We start from the raw sequence: 20363 nt of genomic DNA, 5'->3' as shown, positions 1-20363 counted from the left end.
GACCGCGGACGACGAACGGCCCAGTCCCCTCAGGGGACCGGGCCGTTCGCCTCGTCGGCCGGGTCAGGCTGCGCGGTCGAGTGCCGCCACGTCCGCCGGGGAGAGCCGGACCGCGGCGGCGGCGACGTTCTCCTCGAGGTGTGCCGGGCTCGACGTCCCCGGGATGGGCAGCAGGTTCGGCGAATGCTGCAGCAGCCACGCGAGCGCGATCTGCGACGGCGAGACGCCGGCGCGTGATGCCATCGCCCCGAGTGCACCGGCTCCTCGTGTCAGCCCTCCGGTGGCGAGCGGGAACCACGGGATGAAGCCGATGCCGAGCTCCGCCGTCACACGCACGAGGTCCTCGGATGATCGCTCCACGAGGTTGTAAAGGTTCTGGACCGTCGCGATCGGCACGATCCGCTGCGCCGCGAGCAGCTCCGCGACGCTCACTTCGCTGAGCCCGACGTGCCGGATGAGCCCTTCGTCGCGGAGGGCAGCGAGCGCGCCGAGCTGGTCGTCGAGCGGGACCCGCTGGTCGATCCGGTGCAGCTGGTACAGGTCGATGCGCTCGAGTCGGAGTCGGCGGAGGCTGCCCTGGACGGCGGCGCGCAGGTGCTCGGGCCGTCCGTCGACGATCCACTCGCCCCGACGTCCGCGGACGAACCCGCCCTTCGTGGCGATCACGACGTCGTCGCGGTACGGCGCGAGGGCCTGACCGATGAGTTCCTCGGCGACATCGGGCCCGTACGCGTCCGCCGTGTCGATGAGGGTCACGCCGAGCTCGACGGCCCGACGGAGGACTGCCCGGGCACCTTCGGGGTCGCGCGAGGGGCCGAAGGCGTTCCGGCCGGTCAACTGCATCGAGCCGAAGCCGAGCCGTGCGACGGGGAGGTCCCCGCCGATCCGGAAGGTACCCGCATCCGCGGCGGTGACGGGTCGTGCATCGATGTCGGTCATGGTGGTCCTGTTCATCAGCTGGTGTGGTGGAGGAGGGATGAGGAAGTGGGCGCTGCTCACACGGCGGGCACGACCGTGCGTTCCCGACGAGCGCGAGTGCCCAAACCCACCGCGGCGACCGCGGCAACGACGGCGACGAGCGCTGCGTACGACGCACCGACCGTCACGAGCCCGAGGCCGGTTGTGAAGAAGCCCGCGACGAGCACCGGGACGCCGTAGGCCGCGTACGCGATCAGGTACACGGCTGCGAAGAGGCCGCCGCGGGTCGCGTTGTCCGCGAGCGGGCCGAGGATCCGCAACGAGGACCCGAAGGCGGCGCCCTGTCCGGCGCCGCCGACGAGCGCCGCCCCGACCAGCAGGGGCAGGTCGGCAGTGAGGACGGCGACGCCCCCGCCGACGGCTCCGACGAACAGCAGGCCCGCACCGATGGCCGTCCCGCGCCGGTCCGCGATGCGGGCGAAGAGCATGCCGGCGACCGCCGCGGCGGCGGGTTGCACGGCGATGACGGTAGCGCTCGCCGCTCCGCTGCCGAGTGCGAAGACGCCGTCGTCGAGTCGCGGCCCGAGCCCGAGGAACAGCCCCGAGAACATCCAGCCGGCCACCGTCAGTGGAGCCAACACGATGAACCACGCTCGGGCGCGAGTGGGGACCGCGAGCACCGGTCGGAGCGACGCGAGTGCCCCGGCGTGCCGGTCCGCCGTCTCGTCCGCCGCGAGCACGGCGGCTATGCCGACGAGCAACACCACTCCGAGCGTCAGGAACACGGCGGCGGTCGGGTCGGGCGCGAACTGCGCCGCCACGCCTCCACCGAACGCGCCGAGGGCGAGACCCCCGACCGGCGCAGCGCTGGTGAGCACCGTCATCGTGCGCCGGTGCCGTTCGCTCGACAGCTCGATGATCGCCGCCGTGAACGTGCTCGTCGCGGCCCCGGTCGCGACACCCTGCACGGCCCGGGCGGCGATCACCCACCCGATGCCGTCGGCGACGAGGAACAGGGCACCGGCGACGAGCATGAGGACGAGGGCTGCCACGAGGACGGGCCGCCGACCGACGTGGTCGGACAGCCGCCCGGCGATCAGGAGCGTCCCGAGGAGCGTCACCGCATAGACCGTGAAGGCCGATGTGAGCTGCCAGTCGGGGAAGCCCCAGGCCGCCTGGTAGACGACGAAGAGCGGACTCCCGGCTCCAGCGCCGAACGCGACGGCGACGGAGGCGATGACGACGCCGATCAGCGCGGTCCTCCGGTACCCGGCGGAGGACCGGCGCGGTCCCTCCTGCTCCGACCGACGCAGCAGACCGAGGGACCGGGTCGCGATGCTGGCGACGACGAGGGTGGCCACCCCGACGACGACCCAGGAGAGGACCGTGCCGGTCGTGCCGAGGTGCGCGAGCGAGAGCAGGCGGATCCCGTACGTCGCGCTCGCCGCGGTGGTGAACGTCATCGCCCAGAACCCGATCGCGAACCCGCTCGTGACGTAGCGGCGCAGGAGGAAGACGTGGGGCAGGAGGAAGGCGACCATCGTCCCGGCGAGCGCGGTGTGCACGATGGATGCCGAACCTCCCGTCATCGTCCACCAGGCGTTCCCGGCCACGGCGGGAGGCGCGGAGAGGATGGCGAGGGTCGGGAGCAGGCCGGCCGGCACGGCCGGACCGGTGGCGAAGCGCGCGACGAGGACGGCGCCGATCAGGAGCCAGAACAGCACGCCTGCGGCGAAGTACCCGATGGCCAGCTCCGGGTGTCCGATCGTGGCGAGTGCCTGCGAGCTGAGCAACGACGCCGCCACGGTCGGGAGGAGATACCCGCCGTGCAGGGCGGCGGGATCACGAGGGAGGGTGAGCAGCGTCGTCACGAACCAGGCACCGAACGCCGTCGTCACCACGAGCATCGTCCACACACCGACCGCGCCCGTGACCGGGAACCGGATCGCGAGGTGGGCGGCGAGCAACGAACCGACGGCCGGGACGAGCGCGGCGAACGGACCGAGGACGGGGTGTCGGAGGTCGGCGGCGATCGCCCGCACACCGCCGGGTCGGTGCAGGTACCGCACGATGGTGACCACCCAGGCGACCGCTGCGGCCGCCCACAGCACCTCACCGATGGCCGGCGGTGCGCCGAGTTCGATGCCGGCAGCCGTCCACGTGCCGGCGATGCCGGCCGTCCCGAACGCGATGCCGAACGTGTTGAGGGGGAGCCGCGGTCGCGGCTGCTCCGACGTGGTGCTCATGGCTGATCTCCTCAGAAGGGTTCGGACGTAACCCGCATAGCTGGTACGACATTCCGGAGTGCTGACGGACGGGAGGCGCGGTGCGGACCCGCACCGCGCCTCCCGTCCGACTGACGATGCGTCAGCCCCTGATCCAGGCGAGGACGTCCTGCTGGAGCACCTTGCGGTAGTCGCCGTGGATGCCGTGCGGGGCCCCCGGGTAGGTCTTGAGCGTGCCGTCGGCGACGAGGTCGATCGACTTGCGGGCGGCGTCGTCGATCGGGACGATCTGGTCGTCCTCACCGTGAGCGATGAGGATCGGGACCGTCAGTGCCTTCAGGTCCTCGGTCTGGTCCGTCTCGGAGAACGCCTTGACGCAGTCGTACGCGGCCGAGAGGTTCACCGACTGGCCCTGCCGCCAGAAGTCGAGCTTCGCGCCGTAGGAGACGTCGCGGCCGTGGTTCGCCCCGAAGAACGACTCGGACAGGTCGAGCCAGAACTGCGATGCGTCCTCGAGGACGCCGGAGCGGATGCCGTCGAAGACGTCGATCGGGGTGCCGTCCGGGTTGCTGTCCGACTTCACCATGATCGGCGGGATCGCACCGGCGGTGATGACCTTCGCGACCCGGCCGTTCGCGTACTCCGCGGCGTAACGGACGACCTCGCCGCCGCCGGTGGAGTGGCCCATGACGATGACGTCGTGGAGGTCCAGGTGCTCGATGAGGGCGGCGAGGTCCTTGGCGTACTGGTCGATGGTGTGGCCGACGGCCGTCTTCTCCGAACGGCCGTGTCCGCGGCGGTCGTGCGCGATCGTGCGGTAGCCGTTCTCGCTGAAGAACTTCAGCTCCGGCTGCCACGCGTCCGAGCTGAGCGGCCAGCCGTGCGCGAAGACGATGGGCTGCCCCTCGCCCTGCTCGGTGTAGTACATCTCGAGGCCGTCGGGCGTGGTGAACGTGGGCATGGTTGTCTCCTTGCATCGTGGTCTGGAGCCGGACGATCGTCGTCGGCGATGGTGACGCTACGAGCGCCGCGTCGCGGGGGCGTGTCCCCGTGGGGACCACCCACACCGCGCTCCGGCACGAGGTGGGGTGACCCGGGCAGGGGCACGCAATCCGTCGAGGACGATCCCTAGCGTCGGTGCCGTCCACCGAACGGAAGGAACCGGACATGACCGACATCACGATCACCCAGGCGCACGCCGCCATCACCGCAGCCGAGGAGAAGGCCGAGGAACTCGGCGTCCCCTCGACCATCACGGTGCTCGACCGGGGCGCGCGGCTCGTCGCCGTCGCCCGACAGGACGGTGCGCCGCTGGTGTCCGTCGACGCCAGTGCTGCGAAGGCCCGGACCGCGGTGTCGTTCGGGGCCGCATCCGGCGACCTGTTGGGCGCCGTCCAGCCGGGAGCGCCGTTGTACTCGCTCGGGGCCGCGAGCCAGGAGCCACTCACGTTCGTTGCCGGCGGTGTGCCCGTGCGGGACGCCGACGGGCGCGTCATCGGTGGGATCGGATCGAGTGGTGGATCCCCCGACCAGGACCTCGAGATCGCGAATGCGGCGGTCGCAGCGCTCTGACCCCCTCCGTTCCCGCCCGTGCTGCCTGGCCCGGGCGGGGACAGGCGCGTCGGTTGCGGACCGCCCTAGCGTCGCCGCATGTCCTCCCAGAAATCGACGCGCACCGTCGAACACCGAGCTGACCCGCGGCGTACCGACCGTCCGGGGTCAGCGCACGAACGACGCGACGCCGTCCGGCTGGCGTTCCTCGGTCGGCGACGGGGCGACGTCCACCGGGTCGGTGAGGATCCGCGAGAGTGCGATCGAGGCCAGGGTCGGCGTGGACGACCTGACCGGGACGGTGGATCCGGAGCGGTGGATACGCATACGAGCAGGCTACGAAGCGGTCGGCGCCCGATGCGTGCCTGCGGCACGGACACCCACGGGCGGACCCGATGAGTGTCGAGGTGACCCTGGGGTGGGTCGTCGTGTTCCTCGTGGTCACCGTCGCGGTGAGCGCGGCGGCACGACGCGTCGGGTGGTCGGCACCCCTGGCGCTCGTCCTCATCGGGGTGGCGGTCTCGTACGTGCCCGGCGTTCCCCGCGTGGACGTCGAACCGGACTTCGTGCTGTCGGTCCTCCTCCCACCGCTGCTGTTCGCCGCGGCGCTGCAGACATCCCTGGCCGACGTCCGCGCGCGGCGTGAACCGCTCCTGCTGCTCTCGGTCGGCCTGGTGGCGTTCACGACGGTGGTCGTCGGCCTCGCCACCTGGGCGGTCGTGCCGACCCTCACCCTCGCCGCCGCGTTCGCCTTCGGTGCGGTCGTCGCTCCGACGGACGCCGTGGCGGTGACCGCGGTGACCCGCCGCGCGCCGCTCCCACGACTGCTGGCATCGATCCTGGACGGGGAGAGCCTGCTCAACGACGCCACGGCGCTCGTCGCGCTCAACACCGCGGTCGTCGCGATCGTCGCGGTCTTCGACCCCGTCCGTGCTGCGGGTGAGTTCGTGCTGGCGGTGGTCGGCGGCGTGGGCGTCGGACTCCTGGTCGCGTTCGTCATGGGAGCCGTGCGGCGACGGATCTCGGTCGCCGTCCTCGACACGAGCCTGTCGCTCGTCACGCCCTACGTCGCCTTCCTGCTCGCGCACGGCATCGGTGCATCGGGCCCGCTCGCGGTGGTGGTCGCCGGGTTGTTCCTCGGCTTCCGCGCGCCGGTGCTGCAGTCGGCGGAGGCCCGTCTCGCTGAGTCGCTGAACTGGCGCACCATCCAGTTCCTGCTCGAGAACGCGGTCTTCCTCCTGATCGGGCTCAGCCTCCCGGCGATCCTCCGCGGTGCGTTGTCGTCCGGCATCGGGGTCGCCCGCGCGGCCGTGGTCATCGGGGTGGTGGTCGTGGTCCTGGTGGCGGCGCGTCTCGGGTGGAGCCTCGCCGTGACGGCCGTCTACCGGTGGGGACCGAGGCGACTCCGGAGACGGAGCTGGCAGTGGCGTCTCGACCTGCCGGTGACCGTCGCCGGCGTCCGCGGGGTCGTCACGCTGGCCGCCGTGTTCCTGCTGCCCGAGCAGACCCCGCACCGGGCGTTCCTGCAGTTCCTCGCCTTCGTCGTGGTCCTGGCGACGCTCCTCATCGGGCTGACGCTGCCCTGGGTCATCCGGAAGGTGGCGCTGCCGCCGCCCGACCTCGACCAGGAGCGGATGGAGACGCAGCTCCTGCTCGCCGAGGCACGGGCCGAGAGCCTCCGACTGGTCGAGGAGCTCGAGGACGGTGCGTACGACGACCGCGTCGTGGAGCGCGTCCGCGTCGACGCCGCACTGCTCGGCGAGACGCTCGTGGGCGACGACGCAGTGCGCGCCGACCGGTCGGCTGCGTACGGGGAGCTCCGGATGCTCGCCATCGCCGAGGAACGCCGAGCCGTCCTCCGGGCCCGGCGCGAGGGGCGCTACCCCGAGGCCGCGGTTCGTGCAGTGCTGACCGTCCTCGACATCGAGGAAGCTGCCGTCCGCGCCACCGTGACCGGGCGGACCGACTGAGGACGCAGGGAGGGTGTCCCGCTCGGGAGCATGTCCCCGACGGGAGCACGCTGCGCAGCCCACACCGCTCCTAGCGTCGACACCGCCGCCGGCCGACGGGGTCGGCCGACCCGAGGGAGCACCGCAATGACCAGCACGGCCCCGACCACCGGCACCACGACCACCACCGTCCGGACGAGCCGCGTGACGGCCGCGAACGGCACCAGCTACGCCTACCGCCGCTTCGGCTCGAGCGCGGACGGCATCCCGCTCGTGTTCCTGATGCACTTCCGCGGCAACCTGGACAACTGGGACCCGGCCCTCGTCGACCCGATCGCCGCGGACCGCGAGGTGATCCTCGTCGACAATGCCGGCGTCGGTGGGTCCACCGGCACCGTGCCGTCGACGGTCGCGCAGATGGCCGTCGACCTGCTGGCGTTCACCGACGCGCTCGGGATCCGCCGGTTCGACGTGTTCGGGTTCTCGCTCGGGGGGTTCGTCGCACAGGACCTGGCCCTGCTCCGGCCCTGGGCGGTGCGCAACCTGGTGCTCGCCGGCACCGGCCCCGCGGGCGCACCGACGATGCACGGTTGGCGTGAGGACATCGAGCGCGAGTCGCGCCAGGACATCCCGAGCGCGGAGAACCTCCTCTACATCTTCTTCGCGCACACGGAGACGAGCCGGTCGCTCGGCATCGAGTTCCTCCGCCGGCTCGGTGGCCGTACCGAGGACCGGGACGAGCCGACGACCGCGGCCGTCCGCGACGCGCAGTACGACGCCGTGTTGGCCTGGGGCGTCCCGGACATCTCGAAGCTCGAGCGTCTGACGGGCATCCGTCAGCCGACGCTCGTCCTGCAGGGCGACGACGACCTGATGATCCGGACCCCGGGCAGCCACACCCTGGCCGGACTCATCCCCGACGCCCGCCTGCACGTGTTCCCGGACGCGGCGCACGCCTCGATCTTCCAGTACCCCGCCGAGGCAGCCGCGCTCGTCGACCAGTTCCTCACCACGGCATCCGCCGCCTGATCAACGGAGACACCATGACCACCACCACGACCCTGCTCGACCGCATCCTCGACGCCCACGGCGGCGCTCGCTGGGCGGACGCCTCGACCATCTCCGCGAACCGGCACTTCGGTGGCGCCTTCTGGGGCCTCAAGCAGGTCGCGGGGATCGCAGAGGAAGGCCGGTTCACCGTCGATCTGCGCGAGCAGCGCGCCTCGCTCGAGCACTTCGGTGCCGCCGACCTACGGACCGAGTTCACGGCCGACCGTGTGGCCGTCGTCCGCTCGACCGACCACGGCGACGAGCTCGTCGAGGAACTCGTCGAGCCGCGCGCGTCGTTCGCCGGTCACGTGCTGGAGACGCCGTGGACGCGCCTGCAGCTGGCCTACTTCACGGGCTACGCCATGTGGACCTACAACACCGAGCCCTGGTCGTTCACGTTCCCCGGCGTGCAGGTCGAGGAAGCCGGCCCGTGGACCGAGCCGGGCGGTGAGACCTGGGACCGCCTCCGCGTGACCTACCCCGACTCCATCGCGACGCACACGCCGACACAGACGCTCTACGCCGACGCCGACGGAGTACTCCGTCGGCGGGACTACGAGGTCGACATCGCCGGTGCGTCGCCGAGCGTGGAGTACATGACCGGACAGACCTGGGTTGACGGTCTGCTGCTCGCCACCGAGCGCAACATCTTCGTCCGCGACGGCGAGGGACACGCGCTGCCGGAGCCGCTCATCGTCTCCATCCGCATCGACGACGTCGTCGTCTCCTGACGAAGCGCATCGTCACGGAACCCGGACGACACCAACAGGAAGGACGGCCATGACGGACATCGACGGGGCAGTGGTCCTGGTGACGGGAGCGAACGGCGGACTCGGACAGGAGTTCGTGCGCCAGCTCCGTGAGCGTGGCGCTGCACGTGTGTACGCGGCGGCGAGGAGCCCGCGGACGTGGGACGACGGGGGCGTCGTGCCGACCCGGCTCGACGTGACCGACGCCGCATCCGTACGGGATGCAGCCGCTGGCGCCGACGACGTGACGGTCGTGATCAACAACGCGGGTGTGCTGCGCAGCGGCTCCCTCGTGGACGGTGACCTCGACGACGTCCGTGCGCAGATGGAGACGAACTTCTTCGGCCCCCTGCAGGTCACGAGGGCGTTCGCACCGGCGCTCCGCCGCTCGCACGGTGCGGTCGTCAACGTCGCATCGGCGCTCAGTTGGTTCGCGATCGGCAACGGGTACAGCGCATCGAAGGCCGCCCTGTGGTCGGCGACCGACTCGCTGCGGCTGGAGCTCGCGGCGGACGGCGTGCAGGTGCTCGGCGCCTACCTGGCGTTCACCGACACCCCGATGACGGCCGGGGACATGCCGAAGAACGACCCGGCGGACGTGGTCGCTGCCGTCCTGGACGGGCTGGAGGCCGGGGCACACGAGGTCCTCGCCGACGAGCTCACACGCGCTGCCCGAGCCGGTCTCTCCGCGCCGGTGCACGAGCGCTACGACGCGCTGCAGGAGGCGCACAGGCGCTGACAGCGTGCGGACGCGCAAGACGCCCCCTGCCACGGCACGAGCCGCAGTAGGGGGCGTTCGTCGTGCTCAGACCTCGACGGTCTCCAACGGCCGGAGCGCGATCGGGACGGCCAGCCGACCCTCGAGCGCTGCGCTCAGCGCAGCGAAGGCCGGTCCGGCGGCGTGCGCGTCCAGCGCAGCCTGGTCGCGCCAACGCTCGACCATGACGAACCCACCGGTCCGCGGGTCGCGGTGCAACTCGTAACGCTCGCAGCCGTCGTCCTCGGAGCGGACCCGCGTGACGGCGGTGAGGAGCGCCTCCCGGACGGTCGCTGCGTCGCGCGACGACGGTTCGATCTCCGCGATGATGACGATGCTCATGGTGACCCCTTGCTCAGACGAGACGCTGACCACCGTCGAGGTGGACGGTGGTCGCGGTCAGGAACGGACTGGTGAGAGCGAAGACGACCGCGTCGGCGACGTCCCCCGGGGTCCCCACGCGACGGGCGGGGTTCGAGGAGGCGACCTGCGCGAAGAACGCTGCCTTGTCGTCCATGCCGTCCCACGACCCGGAGTCGACGACACCGGGGGAGATCCCCACGACGCGGATCGGTGCCAGGTCCACGGCCAGTGCCGGGACGAGTGCGTCCACAGCACCGTTGGTCGTCGCCATCACCGCGAGTCCGGGCTGCGGCCGGGCGGACACGTACCCGGAGAACAGCACGAACGCGCCGGTGGGCGGCATGATCGGGGCAAGGTGCTTCGCCAGCACCAACGGGCCGACGACCTTCGCACGGAAGGCGTCCTCCACGTCGCTCTGTTCGAGTGCGGTGACCGGGCCGTTCGCGTGGTCGGCGGCGACGGTCACCACGTGGTCGACGGACCCGAGCGTCGCCGCGGCAGCGCGGATGCTGTCCTCGTCCCCGAGGTCGAGCCGGACGGCGGACGTACCGCCCCCGACGATCTCGGCGACCTGCTCGGCAGTGTCCTGCCGACGACTGGCGGCGACGACCCGCGCGCCGGCGACGGCGGCCGCGGATGCGACCGCCGTCCCGATGCCGGATCCCGCGCCCACGACCAGGACGGTCCTGCCCGCGAGTCCGGTGCTCATCAGCGTGCCGCGTCGATGCCGGCCTGCGCGATGACGGCGTCCTGGTCCGGCGTGCCGCCGCCGGATCCGACGGCGCCGATCACGGCACCGGACTCGTCGGTGATCGGCAGACCGCCGGCGACGAACGCGAGCGGCTCGTTGCTCGCGGCACCGAGCGTGTACAGCGGAGCGCCGGGCTGGACCGCTGCCGCGAGGTCGCCGGTGGCCGCGCCGCCGAAGTACACCGAGGTGCGTGCCTTCGCGAAGCTGGAGTCGATCGACACGAGCGGGGCACCGTCCTGGCGGACCGAGGCGACCAGCCGGGCGCCGTCGTCGAGGACGGTGATCGACGACGGCACACCGAGCTCGGTGGCCTTGGCGTCGGCCGCGGCGATGATGCGCTGTGCCTGGGTGAGGGTGATGGACATGGTTGTCTCCTTCTGTGGTGGTGGTCTTGGTGGGTCTGCGGCTCAGGCGGCCGGTTCGTCGGTGAGGACGACCTTGCCGATGACGCGTCCGCTCTCGACGAGGCGGTGGGCTTCGCGCAGCGTCTCGGCGGTGATGGGCCGCAGGACCGTCGTCGCGGTTCCGCGGATGCGTCCGATGTCGACGAGGTCGGCGACCTCGTCGAGGATCCGGTGCTGTTCGGCGAGGTCCGCGGCTCCGTGCAGGGAGCGGGCGAACATGAACTCCCAGTGCCACGTGATCGCCTTGGACTTCAGCAGGACGACGTCGACCTGCTCGGGGTCGTCGATCGCGACGATCTGGCCGAAGGGGCGCAGCACCTGCTCGTAGGCGGGGAGCTGGCCGGCCGAGTTGGTGGTGAGGATCCACTCGATGCCGTCCGGGGCGACGTCGAGGACCTGTGCGGCGAGGTCGCCGTGGTGGTCGACGACGTCGTGGGCGCCGAGGTCGCGCACCCACGCCTCGCTCTCCGGTCGGGAAGCGGTGGCGATCACCCGCACGCCGGGCAGCAGGGTCCGGACGAGCTGGATGGCGATCGAGCCGACACCCCCTGCACCGCCGACGATGAGCAGGGTGCCGGTCGCGTCCGGGGCGATCCGGAGCTTGTCGAACAGGCTCTCCCATGCGGTGATCGCGGTGAGCGGGAGCGCGGCGGCCTCGGTGTGGGACATCGTCGACGGCTTCCGACCGACGATCCGCTCGTCGACGAGCTGGCGTTCCGCGTTGCTGCCGGGCCGGTCGATGGCGCCGGCGTAGAACACCTCGTCGCCCGGGGCGAAGAGCGTGACGGCGTCACCGACGGCGCGGACGGTGCCGGAGGCGTCGAAGCCGAGCACCCGCACACCGCCGTCCGGTTCCGAGCCGCCGCGGAGCTTGACGTCGACGGGGTTGACCGAGACCGCGCGGACCTCGACGAGAAGGTCGTGCGGGCCGGGAACCGGTTCGGGGATCGTCGTCGGCACCAGGCTGCGGGCGCTGGTGACCGGGAGAGCGGCAGTCTGTCCGATCGCTCGGACCTCGTTCGTCGTGGTCATGTTAGTACCGTGCACCCGTGCCCGTGGTTACCCGCAAGGCCCCCTGGTTACCGTCGGGTAATCGAGAAAGCCCAGTTCGGAAGGCGTACCCAACGGGAACCAAGCGGTTGCTGCTCAACGTGGCCGCAGCTACAGTGCCGCTGTGACCACGTCGATGAGCCGTCCCGTCGAAGCCGCCCACGTGCTCGACACCTGCGACCGGAACGACGTCTACGCCGCGGCTTGCCCGTGTCGCGAGATGCTCGACCTGCTCGCGAACAAGTGGACGGCGCTCGCGATCGGTGTGCTCGAGGACGGCCCGCAGCGGTTCGGTGAGCTGCGGCGTCACCTGCAGGGCGTGAGCCCGAAGGTGCTCTCCGCGTCGCTGAAGCGCATGGAGGACGCCGGGCTCGTGACCCGGACCGTGTTCGCCGAGGTGCCACCCCGGGTCGAGTACGCGCTGACGCCGCTCGGCGTGGGGGCAGCGGCACCGCTGGCGCACCTGCGGGACTGGGTGAACGAGAACGTGTCGCGGCACTGAGGCCTCCCTGGGTCGATGCACCCAGGTTCTGGCAAGGCCGCCGGAGCGAGCGTGTCCCCAACCGGGCCAGGTTGTCCTGCCGGGTAGCTCGTAGCGTCGGAGATCGTTCGATCATCCGATCTCGCAGAGGAGCACCCATGTCCCGCACGTGGTTCATCACCGGTTCGTCCCGCGGCTTCGGCCGTTCGCTCACCCTCGCCGCCCTCCGTGCTGGCGACCGCGTCGCGGCCACTGCACGGAACCCGCAGCAGCTGTCGGACGTCGTTGAAGAGTTCGGGTCGCAGGTGCTCCCACTCGGACTTGACGTCACTGACGCGGCCGCTGCCGTGCACGCACTCGACGCCGCACGCAACGCGTTCGGCTCAGTGGACGTAGTCGTCAACAACGCCGGATACGCCAACCTCGCACCCGTCGAGACCGCCTCGGAAGCCGACTTCCGGCAGCAGTTCGAGACGAACTTCTGGGGCGTCTACAACGTCTCGAAGGCCGCCATCCCGCTCCTGCGACAGCAGGGCGGTGGGACCGTCGTCCAGTTCTCGTCCGTCGGAGGACGAGTCGGCGGAACCCCCGGACTCGGCTCGTACCAGGCAGCGAAGTTCGGGATCGACGGGCTGACGCGCGTGCTTGCCACCGAAACGGCCCCGTTCGGGATCCGGTACCTCGTCGTCGAGCCGGGCGGTTTCGCCACTGACTGGGCGGGTGCGTCCATGGACGTCCACGGGATCCCCGAGGAGTACAGCGCCACGGTGGGCGCCTTCGCGGAGCGTCTCCGCGGAGCGCCGGCGGCGGGAGATCCGGACCGGGCCGCGGAGATCCTCGTGCGGACGGTGGGACGGGACCGGTTGCCGTCCCACCTCGTCATCGGCGCCGGAGCGGCTCGCATGGCGATCGCGTACTCGCAGGAACAGATCGCCGAGGCAACGGCGTGGGAAGGCGTCTCTGCGTCCGCCGACTTCGGTGCCGAGCGGGTGGAGCTCCCGGGCGACGGCGGGGATGGGGCCTGAGCGACAGACGCCAGTCGAAGGTCTTCAACGAGCGGTGTAGTGGTGCTCCCGGGCTGGCCCATCGCTCAAAATGATCATGCCTGTACTGATTGCACGACCAGGAGCGTCGCCGGGGCCGTTTGTAGGCAGCCGTGGCCTTGACTGTCGCGGAGGTGTGCAACAGCTCGACGAAGTTGCCGGCGCGTGATCAAACCTGCGGGCAACCGCCGTTCTTCTCTGCTCCACAACTGGGGTGTCGAGCACCATCGCTCCATCCACTACGTTGAGCGGAACCACAGTTTCGACAGACGCTCAAGAAAGAACCACCCCTCACCATGATCTCGAAGCAGACGCTCGCGTCGGCCGCAGTCGGAGGGGCGGCTCTGCTCCTCCTCGCCGGCTGCAGCACGTCCTCCACCTCCAACGTCGCAGCAGGCACCGTCGGCGAGTCCTCGACCACCTCCCCGACTCCCACGTCGACGACGGTCGCTGCCCTCCCCTTCAACGCCGGCGGATACCTCGCTGGAAACGCGACGCCGAAGGTCGCCGTCGGAGACGTAGGGAAGGTCTCCGTCGTGGCCACCGCACCCCTCGAGAAGACGGACGGCATGGGCAGCGGCACGCTCACATTCGCTTTCCGGAATAACACCGCGGCCTCAATCTCCCACGTCGACTTCACCGGCACGGCATCGGTGGGCGGCAAGGTCGTCGCCAGCGGATCGAGCCAGGGCACGGTCCCGGCGCAGGTGAAGTCGGGAGAGGCTGGTTTCGGTTACCTCTACTTCGAAGACGTCTCGTCCGTACCGGAGTCCGGTGTGCAGTATGAGTTCAAGGCGTCGACGTCGCCCGCAGATACCTCCTCATACAATTCGGCACCGCTCGACGTCACGCAGGCCGACAACAACGGGAAGTCGATCATCGGCACCGCCGTGAACAAGACCGGCGAGCCCCTCACTGGACCGTACTCAGTGGGGGTCTACTGCTTCAGCGGTGACACCCTGACCTCGTCGACCCTCGACTACGCCACGGAGTCCGGCGACATCGAGGCGGATGCGACCGTCTCGTTCAGTCACGACCTGTACGACACACCGTGCGACACGTTCACCGTCGGTGTCTCGGGGTGGTTCAAGTGAAGCGGCTGATCGTCCCCGTCGCCCTGGCCGCTGTGCTAGCGCTCACCGGGTGCAGCGCGACGAACACCGCTGACGCATCGGCGGGGAACACCAGCGGTCCCACGAAGACAGCCTCATCCACTCCGACGCCGGACCCGGTAGTGATCCCGGACCTCACCGGCAACTGGAAGCAGAACAACTCCGCGAGCAACGACGGTTGGATGACCGCCACCATCGACGGCAACACCATCACGGCGAACTTCGTCACCGACAACGGTGACACCACCTCCCTGTTCTGGGTCGGCACCTTCGCGCGTCCGACCGACGACACGTCGCCCTACACCTGGACGTCGACGCGGGATACCGCAGCCACCGACTCGGCCCTGCTTGCATCGACGGACCCGACGAAGCCCTTCACCTACGAGAACGAGGAGATCAGCTTCCCCGTGAGCATCGCAGGCAGCACCGCCACCGTTCGGCTGTCCAAGCAGTAAGAGCGAGGGCCACCGATCGCTGCTGGGCGAAGAGAAGCGCGGTGCGCTTTCGGGTACTCAGCGCTTCTCGTGGTGCTGGCTCTCACCTCGTCCTCCCGCCCACAGGGCGGTCGTAGCGAAGCACCGGTGTGACCTTCCGGCACTCGGCACGCGAGCTGAACGCTGGTGGAAGGAATGAGCGTTATCGGCGCCACGCCAGTCGGTTTCGAGGTAGGACGACTGCGCGGCGGGGGCGTTCAACCCAAGCGCGTGACTTCTTGACTGCAGGCTCCTCGTGCCTCGACATGCCAGTTGCACTGCGCCGTCGGCCGCGAAGCAGGCAATGACATAAGCTCAACCGCGCACGGTAAGCGCCGGGCGCAAATCTCTAAGGGGGAACGATGGCAGGCCGGTTGCGCTTCGTCGTCGTAGAACGTGGTCGCTTCCCGAACTCGGCGCCCGGCGTGTTCACGCTGCAGCGCGACAACTGGGACGACTTTCACTTCGGCACGCTTTTCTATCTCCACCACACCGACGAACATGGCGAACAGCATCAGCTCGGTGCCGTGAAGATCGGGCACCGCGGGCAGACGACCGAACCTCACTTCACTGCGGTTGAGAACCGCTTCGCGCAGCTGTCGGGCGAGTACTTCTCCGTTGGTCAGGACCGTGAGTACTACGAGTCTCTCGCCGAGCTTCCTGGGGCACTAGGGCAACAAGTTCTCACTGCGTTGCGAGACGTAGCCCTCAGTCCCGAGGCCTTTGCGGCTGCAGAACCAGAGGAGGTGTTTCAGACCTCGCTGCTTCGCACTGTCTCGGAACGAGTCATCCTTGACCAGTTTCGGCGGATTGCAGAAGGCGGAGTTGCCCTCACGGACTATGACTTCACATACCGGTATCCGTCATTGGAGCATCAGCCCGGCGAAGCGCTGCGATTCCAGGTCACCCCACGGTCGATGCCGCCCACGAACGTTCACGTTCTTATCGGCAGCAATGGCGCAGGAAAGACGACCCTGCTTAACCAGATGGCCCGCACCGTCATCGCCGGGGCTGACCAAGAAGGCGCGTCCGGCTGGTTCACTCTGAGACGTGCCAACGGGGACTCGACGCGGTTCACGAACGTCATCACGGTTAGTTTCTCAGCATTCGACCGGTTCGCCGCAATCCGCGCATCCGGCAATACCCCCTATTCCTACGTCGGCCTCAAGACGGGTGACGACGGCGAGACGGCGAAAACGACAGGGCAGTTAGACGACGACTTCGCCTCAAGCCTCGTCAACTGTGCGCGGGGCGGCAGGCGCGGACGATGGATCGCGGCGATGAGCACCCTTTACGCAGATCCGCTTCTGGCAGAGACTGGCATCCTCGAACTCATCGATGGCGATTTCGTTGATAAGGATGCCGCGCGCGAGACTTTCTCCGACTTGAGCTCAGGGCACAAGATCGTTGTGCTCACGATGACAAAGCTCGTGGAGGTCGTGGAGGAAGCGTCTGTTGCACTCCTTGACGAGCCCGAAGCACACCTGCATCCACCGCTGCTATCCGCGTTCACCAGGGCGCTCTCCGACCTCCTCGAGGACCGCAACGGCGTTGCGATCATCGCCACTCATTCTCCCGTCGTCCTGCAAGAGGTTCCAGAAAGCTGCGTGTGGGCCATCCGACGGTTCGGTACGCGTGTTCGCGCGCGCCGTTTGAAGCAGGAGACGTTTGGTGAAGGCGTAGGCACGCTGACCAGTCGCGTGTTCGGGCTCGAAGTTACTAGCACCGGGTACCACCAACTCCTCCAGCAAGCACTCGACAGTACAAGCGGCTCGTACGAACGGGCGTTAGCGGTCTTCGGTGGCGCAGTCGGTGGCGAGGGCCGAGCGATCCTGGCCAACTTGGCTGATAGTGCGGAGGCGTGAGCATGCGAAGTCTCCCCAAGCCGACGCTTCCGCCGGAAGAGATCTTCCTGGCCGCCATCGGCACTATGCATCGGCAAAGCGACCGAACCCTTCACCTCGCGGAGCTTGCCAACGTTGCCGCGCTCGGCACGCTCTACGACGACACCCTCAGTGTTACGGACGCTAACGCCCTCATCAGAAGCCAGTTCACCTTGGGTGGGCTCACGAGCGAGCAGATGGGCCGTGTATACTCGTACCGGTTGCGCCGAATAGACTCCCCGATCCGCTACTACTACGACGATGTACTGGCCGCGACGGATGACGACATATGTCCGTACTGCGGTGAACGCGGTGCGATGACAGTCGACCATTACGTGCCACAAGCGAAGTTCAGTGCGTTGAACGTGACTCCGTCGAATCTCGTGCCCGCTTGCCGGGACTGCAATCACGACAAAGGTGCGTACGAGCCAGGCGTTAACCGGCCCGCCATTCTGCATCCGTACTTTGACAGCATCGACCATCTGCCCTGGCTCGGGGTGAAGATCGGTTGGCCAGCGAGCCCAGCACGGTCGTCGGCACCGACGGTGGATTACGAAGTGGACGCGTCGGTATTCGCGAGTCACCCGACGCTTCGGAGCCGCGTCATGAAGCACTTTGACCTGCTCAAGCTGCGCCAGCTCTACCGGACCAAGGCCGGCCAACGGCTTAACGAGCTTGAGCGCCGGCTACCGGGCGTCTTCCGCTCGTCGCAGGCATCGGGCATCCGCAAGCACCTCGCTGAAGAAGCGAGTGCCGGGCTCGCTTACTCAAACAACTACTGGGAGCGGCGTCTCCATCTCGCGCTCATTGCCGACAACCACTACTGCGAGAAGCACTTCGATCGTCCATGACGACAGCGGCCGTCGAGACGCGCTCGTCCCGCTGACCCGGGGAAGCCAATAGAACGCGGCGAGGAGGATCCAAGCAAAGGTTCGAACCGATCAGGGTGGCGACCATCCGCCCTCAGGTCCCCTCGGAGGACGAGAGGCACTTCGCCGCTCTCCGAATCACTGGTGTAATCGCACCGGCTCATCCGATGCTGTGTCTGTCGAGGGGCGATTGTCGTAGGGGCATGCGAGGGTTGGAGAGTCCCCGTTACTCAAGCCTGGAGATTCCCTTGGCTCGCCGACAATCTGCCTCTCCTGCCTACCAACTCCTGACAGCTTCTAGGGCCGCGAACGAGCAAGTAGCTGCGGCGTTCGAAAGTATGGCGCCTCTCTTTGAAGGCGCGAGGACGCAAGACGACGTTCTCGTGAAGGCTCGGAAAGAGCTTGACCGTTCATTGCAGTCGCTGGAGGGGCTCATTGCGCAGAGCAACGCCTTCGACCTACTTGGTCTTGTTCGGATGTACACGGTGCCACCCACTCTGGAGGGGCACCGGGAAAGCGAGTCGCAGAGCTCGCCGGCGACTCTGGAACTAGTGGCTTCGATGATTCGACACCGAGCTGCGGGCGATGACGCGCCTGCACCGGATCCTTCGACCGATCCTGGAGAGATCGTCATTGCGGCAGAGCGGGCAATCGATGCGCACCTGTGGCTGCTGCTGAGCGAGTCAACCGAGGGTCACCACCCCCTCGCTGAGCTCGCTGGACAGTTCCGCATGACCGAACTCCGTGTACGAGGGCGGCAGTACCAGTCGGTGCAGTCGACAGTCGAAGACGAGCTCTTTGGAGTCGCGGCGGTGTCAGAGCTCATGGACCGGCATCTCGGCTTCTCGTACAACGACCTCCAGCGCGTCCGCGTGGCGTTCGGCGAGCAGTGGTCCCAGAACCGGAGCGGTTCGCTTGAGGAGTTGCATCGGCTGTACGAAGAGCACAAGGACGACGAGCCGACCGATGAGCTTCGCGCTCAACTGCAAGCGGCCATGCACACCGCCATGTTCAAGCCAGGGGTCTCGATGACTGTGACTGCCGAAGAAATCTCCCAGCGCTCAGGCCTATCCAGCGAGACATGCACCTCGGTGCTGGACGCGTTCGCGGTGCCCTTCGACACAACTCGCACCCCGATTGAAGCTGCGCAAGCCTTTCTTAGGGGCGACAACGAGCTGTTGCTCCGCAACCTTTTGAAGGACTCTAGGGGTCGTTACTTCGGAGTCGGGGGTGATCTCGGTATCGACGGCCTTCGTCCCATCTTTGAGGAAGCGATCAAGCCAGTCCAGAAAGCTTGGGACCGGTACCAGAAGCACCGAGGCGTCGTAGCGGAGCGTTTGGCGGCGCGGCATCTGCAAGCGGTCCTTCAACCGGATCGTTCGTACGAATCGATCAAGTATTTCCGACCGATCCCTGGAACGGACGCTGTCACGCTGGGTTCCGCTTGTGACCGCCCGGCCACTCACGGAGAGCCAGCAGAAGCCGATCTCTTGATGGTCATCGATGACATCGCCATCTGCGTAGAGGTGAAGGCGGCCGCGATCAGCACCAGCGCCCGCCGCGGAAGCGTCCTTCGCCTCGCAAAGGACCTCGAGAAGACGGTTGGCGACGCTCGAAGTCAGGCAGATCGGCTAGCTGACCTCATCGAGCGGAATCACGGGCTCTGGGTGCCCGACGAAGGCTGGCTCGATCTGAGCGAAGTGCGCGAGGTTCGTTCCATCGCCGTCACGCTCGAAGACTTGAGCTCCTTGAACTGTTCGCTGGACGCGCTCGTGCGCGCTCGGGTCATGCCCGCTGGACGCCTGCCTTGGGTTGTCTCACTACACGACCTCATCGTCACCACGCGGATTCTCGACCGAGCATCCGAGCTTCTGCTCTATCTGCGCCGCCGCACAGATTCCGAAGTTGCGACGCGCTACTCGGGGATCGACGAGCTCGACTTCGTGATGCTCTTCGTCGAAGGTCAGCTCTGGGTGGATCTCGACCCTGCCGTCATGCATGCGAAGTATCCGAAAGCCCCACGGCTCACTGGTGCCGACCGTGCCCGGTACAGGAAGGAGGCTCAGCTCACTCGAGTGGGAACTCATACCGACGACCTTGATGCCTGGATGTACTACACCGACGGCCTCGTCGACGCTCCGGCGGAGCGGCCCAGCTTTCGAAGCGACGACGGGATGGACGAGCTTGTCGACGCGCTTGCTGCGCACCGTGGGCAGGGGTGGCTGTCCACAAGTACCGATCTTCTCAACGGCTCGTCCGAGCAGCGAGCTTCCATCATGAGCAGCATCACCAGACTGCTCCGTGCAGCTCGAGGAGATGGCAAGCGCCACAGCTTGTTTGTGGCGCTGCCGGGGCCCTGGGGATTCAGCGCTGTCGTCTTCGGCACCGGACACGGTGCTCGTGATAGCGGTGCGCTCGCTGCACTCTCTGACTACGCCGCCGCCAAGCAGTATCAACTGGAAGTAGATAGGTGCTTGACCGTTTTGCTTAACGCGGAGGGAGCCGTCTTGGGCACTGCCTACCGGGGTCGAGGATTCCGAAATCTGCGGAGATGGAGCTGCGGGCGACTCAGATGGGCTTGCAGGATCCGCCAGCCGGGGTGCGCAAGCCACCGCCTTACGCCCGTCGGACAAGTCGGCGACTTCGCGGCGGGTCTCGGTGAGCTCGCCGAAGCGAGCGTGTGCGGATGAGTGGCGCCAGCCGGGTAGCGCTCGTCCGCCGCACGGTCAGTTGCT

At 68.4% G+C, this 20363-nt stretch carries 20 protein-coding genes; 12 read left to right on the top strand and 8 right to left on the bottom strand.

The window, feature by feature from the left end; genetic code table 11:
• Nucleotides 1-63 precede the first annotated feature (63 nt).
• The 3 genes from KM842_RS09710 to KM842_RS09700 all read right to left on the bottom strand — a co-directional run bounded on the left by KM842_RS09710 (nucleotide 64) and on the right by KM842_RS09700 (nucleotide 4104).
• Nucleotides 64-939 (bottom strand): aldo/keto reductase, encoded by an 876-nt coding sequence (locus tag KM842_RS09710; RefSeq protein ID WP_216257902.1) that lies wholly within the window; start codon nucleotides 937-939, stop codon nucleotides 64-66.
• Between the two features lie 56 nt (nucleotides 940-995).
• Entirely contained in the window at nucleotides 996-3164 is a 2169-nt protein-coding gene (locus KM842_RS09705; protein ID WP_216257900.1) for an MFS transporter, read from the bottom strand.
• A 121-nt stretch (nucleotides 3165-3285) separates the two neighbouring features.
• Nucleotides 3286-4104, bottom strand: coding sequence for an alpha/beta fold hydrolase (locus KM842_RS09700; protein ID WP_216257898.1), 819 nt, complete (start codon nucleotides 4102-4104; stop codon nucleotides 3286-3288).
• A 206-nt stretch (nucleotides 4105-4310) separates the two neighbouring features.
• Between KM842_RS09700 and KM842_RS09695 the strand changes: the two genes are divergently transcribed.
• A complete protein-coding gene (locus tag KM842_RS09695; protein ID WP_216257897.1) occupies nucleotides 4311-4715 on the top strand; it encodes a GlcG/HbpS family heme-binding protein in 405 nt (134 codons plus the stop codon).
• A 147-nt stretch (nucleotides 4716-4862) separates the two neighbouring features.
• Here the strand turns inward: KM842_RS09695 and KM842_RS09690 are convergent, their stop codons facing one another.
• Complete coding sequence (locus KM842_RS09690) at nucleotides 4863-5021, bottom strand: hypothetical protein (protein WP_216257896.1); 159 nt, start codon at nucleotides 5019-5021, stop codon at nucleotides 4863-4865.
• Between the two features lie 68 nt (nucleotides 5022-5089).
• On the opposite strand from KM842_RS09690, the gene KM842_RS09685 reads away from it, so the two are divergent.
• The 4 genes from KM842_RS09685 (at nucleotide 5090) to KM842_RS09670 (ending at nucleotide 9181) form a co-directional block, all read left to right on the top strand.
• Complete coding sequence (locus KM842_RS09685; RefSeq protein ID WP_216257895.1) at nucleotides 5090-6664, top strand: cation:proton antiporter; 1575 nt, start codon at nucleotides 5090-5092, stop codon at nucleotides 6662-6664.
• A gap of 126 nt (nucleotides 6665-6790) precedes the next feature.
• The gene (locus tag KM842_RS09680; RefSeq protein WP_216257894.1) at nucleotides 6791-7672 is read left to right on the top strand and encodes an alpha/beta fold hydrolase; all 882 of its coding nucleotides are present in this window, start codon (nucleotides 6791-6793) and stop codon (nucleotides 7670-7672) included.
• A gap of 14 nt (nucleotides 7673-7686) precedes the next feature.
• The gene (locus tag KM842_RS09675) at nucleotides 7687-8424 is read left to right on the top strand and encodes a hypothetical protein (RefSeq protein ID WP_216257893.1); all 738 of its coding nucleotides are present in this window, start codon (nucleotides 7687-7689) and stop codon (nucleotides 8422-8424) included.
• 49 nt (nucleotides 8425-8473) lie between these two features.
• Nucleotides 8474-9181 (top strand): SDR family oxidoreductase, encoded by a 708-nt coding sequence (locus KM842_RS09670; RefSeq protein ID WP_216257892.1) that lies wholly within the window; start codon nucleotides 8474-8476, stop codon nucleotides 9179-9181.
• 66 nt (nucleotides 9182-9247) lie between these two features.
• Here the strand turns inward: KM842_RS09670 and KM842_RS09665 are convergent, their stop codons facing one another.
• Genes KM842_RS09665 through KM842_RS09650 form a run of 4 tightly spaced genes read right to left on the bottom strand, consistent with a single transcriptional unit; the run spans nucleotide 9248 to nucleotide 11749 of the window.
• On the bottom strand, nucleotides 9248-9541 hold the full coding sequence (locus tag KM842_RS09665; RefSeq protein WP_216257891.1) for a putative quinol monooxygenase: 294 nt from the start codon (nucleotides 9539-9541) through the stop codon (nucleotides 9248-9250).
• A 13-nt stretch (nucleotides 9542-9554) separates the two neighbouring features.
• Complete coding sequence (locus tag KM842_RS09660; RefSeq protein ID WP_110904255.1) at nucleotides 9555-10271, bottom strand: SDR family oxidoreductase; 717 nt, start codon at nucleotides 10269-10271, stop codon at nucleotides 9555-9557.
• On the bottom strand, nucleotides 10271-10678 hold the full coding sequence (locus KM842_RS09655; protein WP_216257889.1) for a GlcG/HbpS family heme-binding protein: 408 nt from the start codon (nucleotides 10676-10678) through the stop codon (nucleotides 10271-10273). The genes KM842_RS09660 and KM842_RS09655 overlap by 1 nt, the downstream gene beginning before the upstream one ends.
• Nucleotides 10679-10720: 42 nt before the next feature.
• Nucleotides 10721-11749: a zinc-binding alcohol dehydrogenase family protein gene (locus tag KM842_RS09650; RefSeq protein ID WP_216257887.1), complete on the bottom strand. Its 1029-nt coding sequence runs from the start codon at nucleotides 11747-11749 to the stop codon at nucleotides 10721-10723.
• A 142-nt stretch (nucleotides 11750-11891) separates the two neighbouring features.
• Here KM842_RS09650 and KM842_RS09645 point away from each other — a divergent pair, with 142 nt between their 5' ends.
• From KM842_RS09645 to KM842_RS09615, 7 genes are all read left to right on the top strand, one after another.
• Nucleotides 11892-12269, top strand: coding sequence for a winged helix-turn-helix transcriptional regulator (locus KM842_RS09645; protein WP_253206071.1), 378 nt, complete (start codon nucleotides 11892-11894; stop codon nucleotides 12267-12269).
• Between the two features lie 137 nt (nucleotides 12270-12406).
• Nucleotides 12407-13273: an SDR family NAD(P)-dependent oxidoreductase gene (locus KM842_RS09640; RefSeq protein ID WP_216257886.1), complete on the top strand. Its 867-nt coding sequence runs from the start codon at nucleotides 12407-12409 to the stop codon at nucleotides 13271-13273.
• 554 nt (nucleotides 13274-13827) lie between these two features.
• A complete protein-coding gene (locus KM842_RS09635) occupies nucleotides 13828-14385 on the top strand; it encodes a hypothetical protein (RefSeq protein ID WP_216257884.1) in 558 nt (185 codons plus the stop codon).
• A gap of 140 nt (nucleotides 14386-14525) precedes the next feature.
• On the top strand, nucleotides 14526-14858 hold the full coding sequence (locus KM842_RS09630) for a hypothetical protein (protein ID WP_253206070.1): 333 nt from the start codon (nucleotides 14526-14528) through the stop codon (nucleotides 14856-14858).
• A 380-nt stretch (nucleotides 14859-15238) separates the two neighbouring features.
• Nucleotides 15239-16741 carry an AAA family ATPase gene (locus KM842_RS09625; protein ID WP_216257880.1) on the top strand — a complete coding sequence of 501 codons (1503 nt, stop codon included), beginning with the start codon at nucleotides 15239-15241 and terminating at the stop codon, nucleotides 16739-16741.
• Nucleotides 16742-16743: 2 nt separating this feature from the next.
• Nucleotides 16744-17610 carry an HNH endonuclease gene (locus KM842_RS09620; protein ID WP_216257877.1) on the top strand — a complete coding sequence of 289 codons (867 nt, stop codon included), beginning with the start codon at nucleotides 16744-16746 and terminating at the stop codon, nucleotides 17608-17610.
• A 401-nt stretch (nucleotides 17611-18011) separates the two neighbouring features.
• Nucleotides 18012-20318 carry a hypothetical protein gene (locus tag KM842_RS09615; RefSeq protein ID WP_216257876.1) on the top strand — a complete coding sequence of 769 codons (2307 nt, stop codon included), beginning with the start codon at nucleotides 18012-18014 and terminating at the stop codon, nucleotides 20316-20318.
• The last annotated feature ends 45 nt before the right edge of the window (nucleotides 20319-20363 follow it).

The sequence above is a fragment of the Curtobacterium sp. L6-1 genome (assembly GCF_018885305.1).
Lineage (GTDB): Bacteria > Actinomycetota > Actinomycetes > Actinomycetales > Microbacteriaceae > Curtobacterium > Curtobacterium aetherium.
Note: the sequence above shows the minus strand (reverse complement) of the source record. Positions and strands in the feature narration are given on the sequence as shown.

Bases quoted from the DNA above. Each gene is read 5' to 3' on its own strand.
- KM842_RS09640 (WP_216257886.1), top strand. From the start codon at position 12,407: ATGTCCCGCACGTGGTTCATCACCGGTTCGTCCCGCGGCTTCGGCCGT.
- KM842_RS09670 (WP_216257892.1), top strand. From the start codon at position 8,474: ATGACGGACATCGACGGGGCAGTGGTCCTGGTGACGGGAGCGAACGGC.
- KM842_RS09650 (WP_216257887.1), bottom strand. From the start codon at position 11,749: ATGACCACGACGAACGAGGTCCGAGCGATCGGACAGACTGCCGCTCTC.
- KM842_RS09660 (WP_110904255.1), bottom strand. From the start codon at position 10,271: ATGAGCACCGGACTCGCGGGCAGGACCGTCCTGGTCGTGGGCGCGGGA.
- KM842_RS09705 (WP_216257900.1), bottom strand. From the start codon at position 3,164: ATGAGCACCACGTCGGAGCAGCCGCGACCGCGGCTCCCCCTCAACACG.
- KM842_RS09700 (WP_216257898.1), bottom strand. From the start codon at position 4,104: ATGCCCACGTTCACCACGCCCGACGGCCTCGAGATGTACTACACCGAG.
- KM842_RS09625 (WP_216257880.1), top strand. From the start codon at position 15,239: ATGGCAGGCCGGTTGCGCTTCGTCGTCGTAGAACGTGGTCGCTTCCCG.
- KM842_RS09620 (WP_216257877.1), top strand. From the start codon at position 16,744: ATGCGAAGTCTCCCCAAGCCGACGCTTCCGCCGGAAGAGATCTTCCTG.
- KM842_RS09665 (WP_216257891.1), bottom strand. From the start codon at position 9,541: ATGAGCATCGTCATCATCGCGGAGATCGAACCGTCGTCGCGCGACGCA.
- KM842_RS09690 (WP_216257896.1), bottom strand. From the start codon at position 5,021: ATGCGTATCCACCGCTCCGGATCCACCGTCCCGGTCAGGTCGTCCACG.
- KM842_RS09710 (WP_216257902.1), bottom strand. From the start codon at position 939: ATGACCGACATCGATGCACGACCCGTCACCGCCGCGGATGCGGGTACC.
- KM842_RS09695 (WP_216257897.1), top strand. From the start codon at position 4,311: ATGACCGACATCACGATCACCCAGGCGCACGCCGCCATCACCGCAGCC.
- KM842_RS09680 (WP_216257894.1), top strand. From the start codon at position 6,791: ATGACCAGCACGGCCCCGACCACCGGCACCACGACCACCACCGTCCGG.
- KM842_RS09675 (WP_216257893.1), top strand. From the start codon at position 7,687: ATGACCACCACCACGACCCTGCTCGACCGCATCCTCGACGCCCACGGC.
- KM842_RS09655 (WP_216257889.1), bottom strand. From the start codon at position 10,678: ATGTCCATCACCCTCACCCAGGCACAGCGCATCATCGCCGCGGCCGAC.
- KM842_RS09685 (WP_216257895.1), top strand. From the start codon at position 5,090: ATGAGTGTCGAGGTGACCCTGGGGTGGGTCGTCGTGTTCCTCGTGGTC.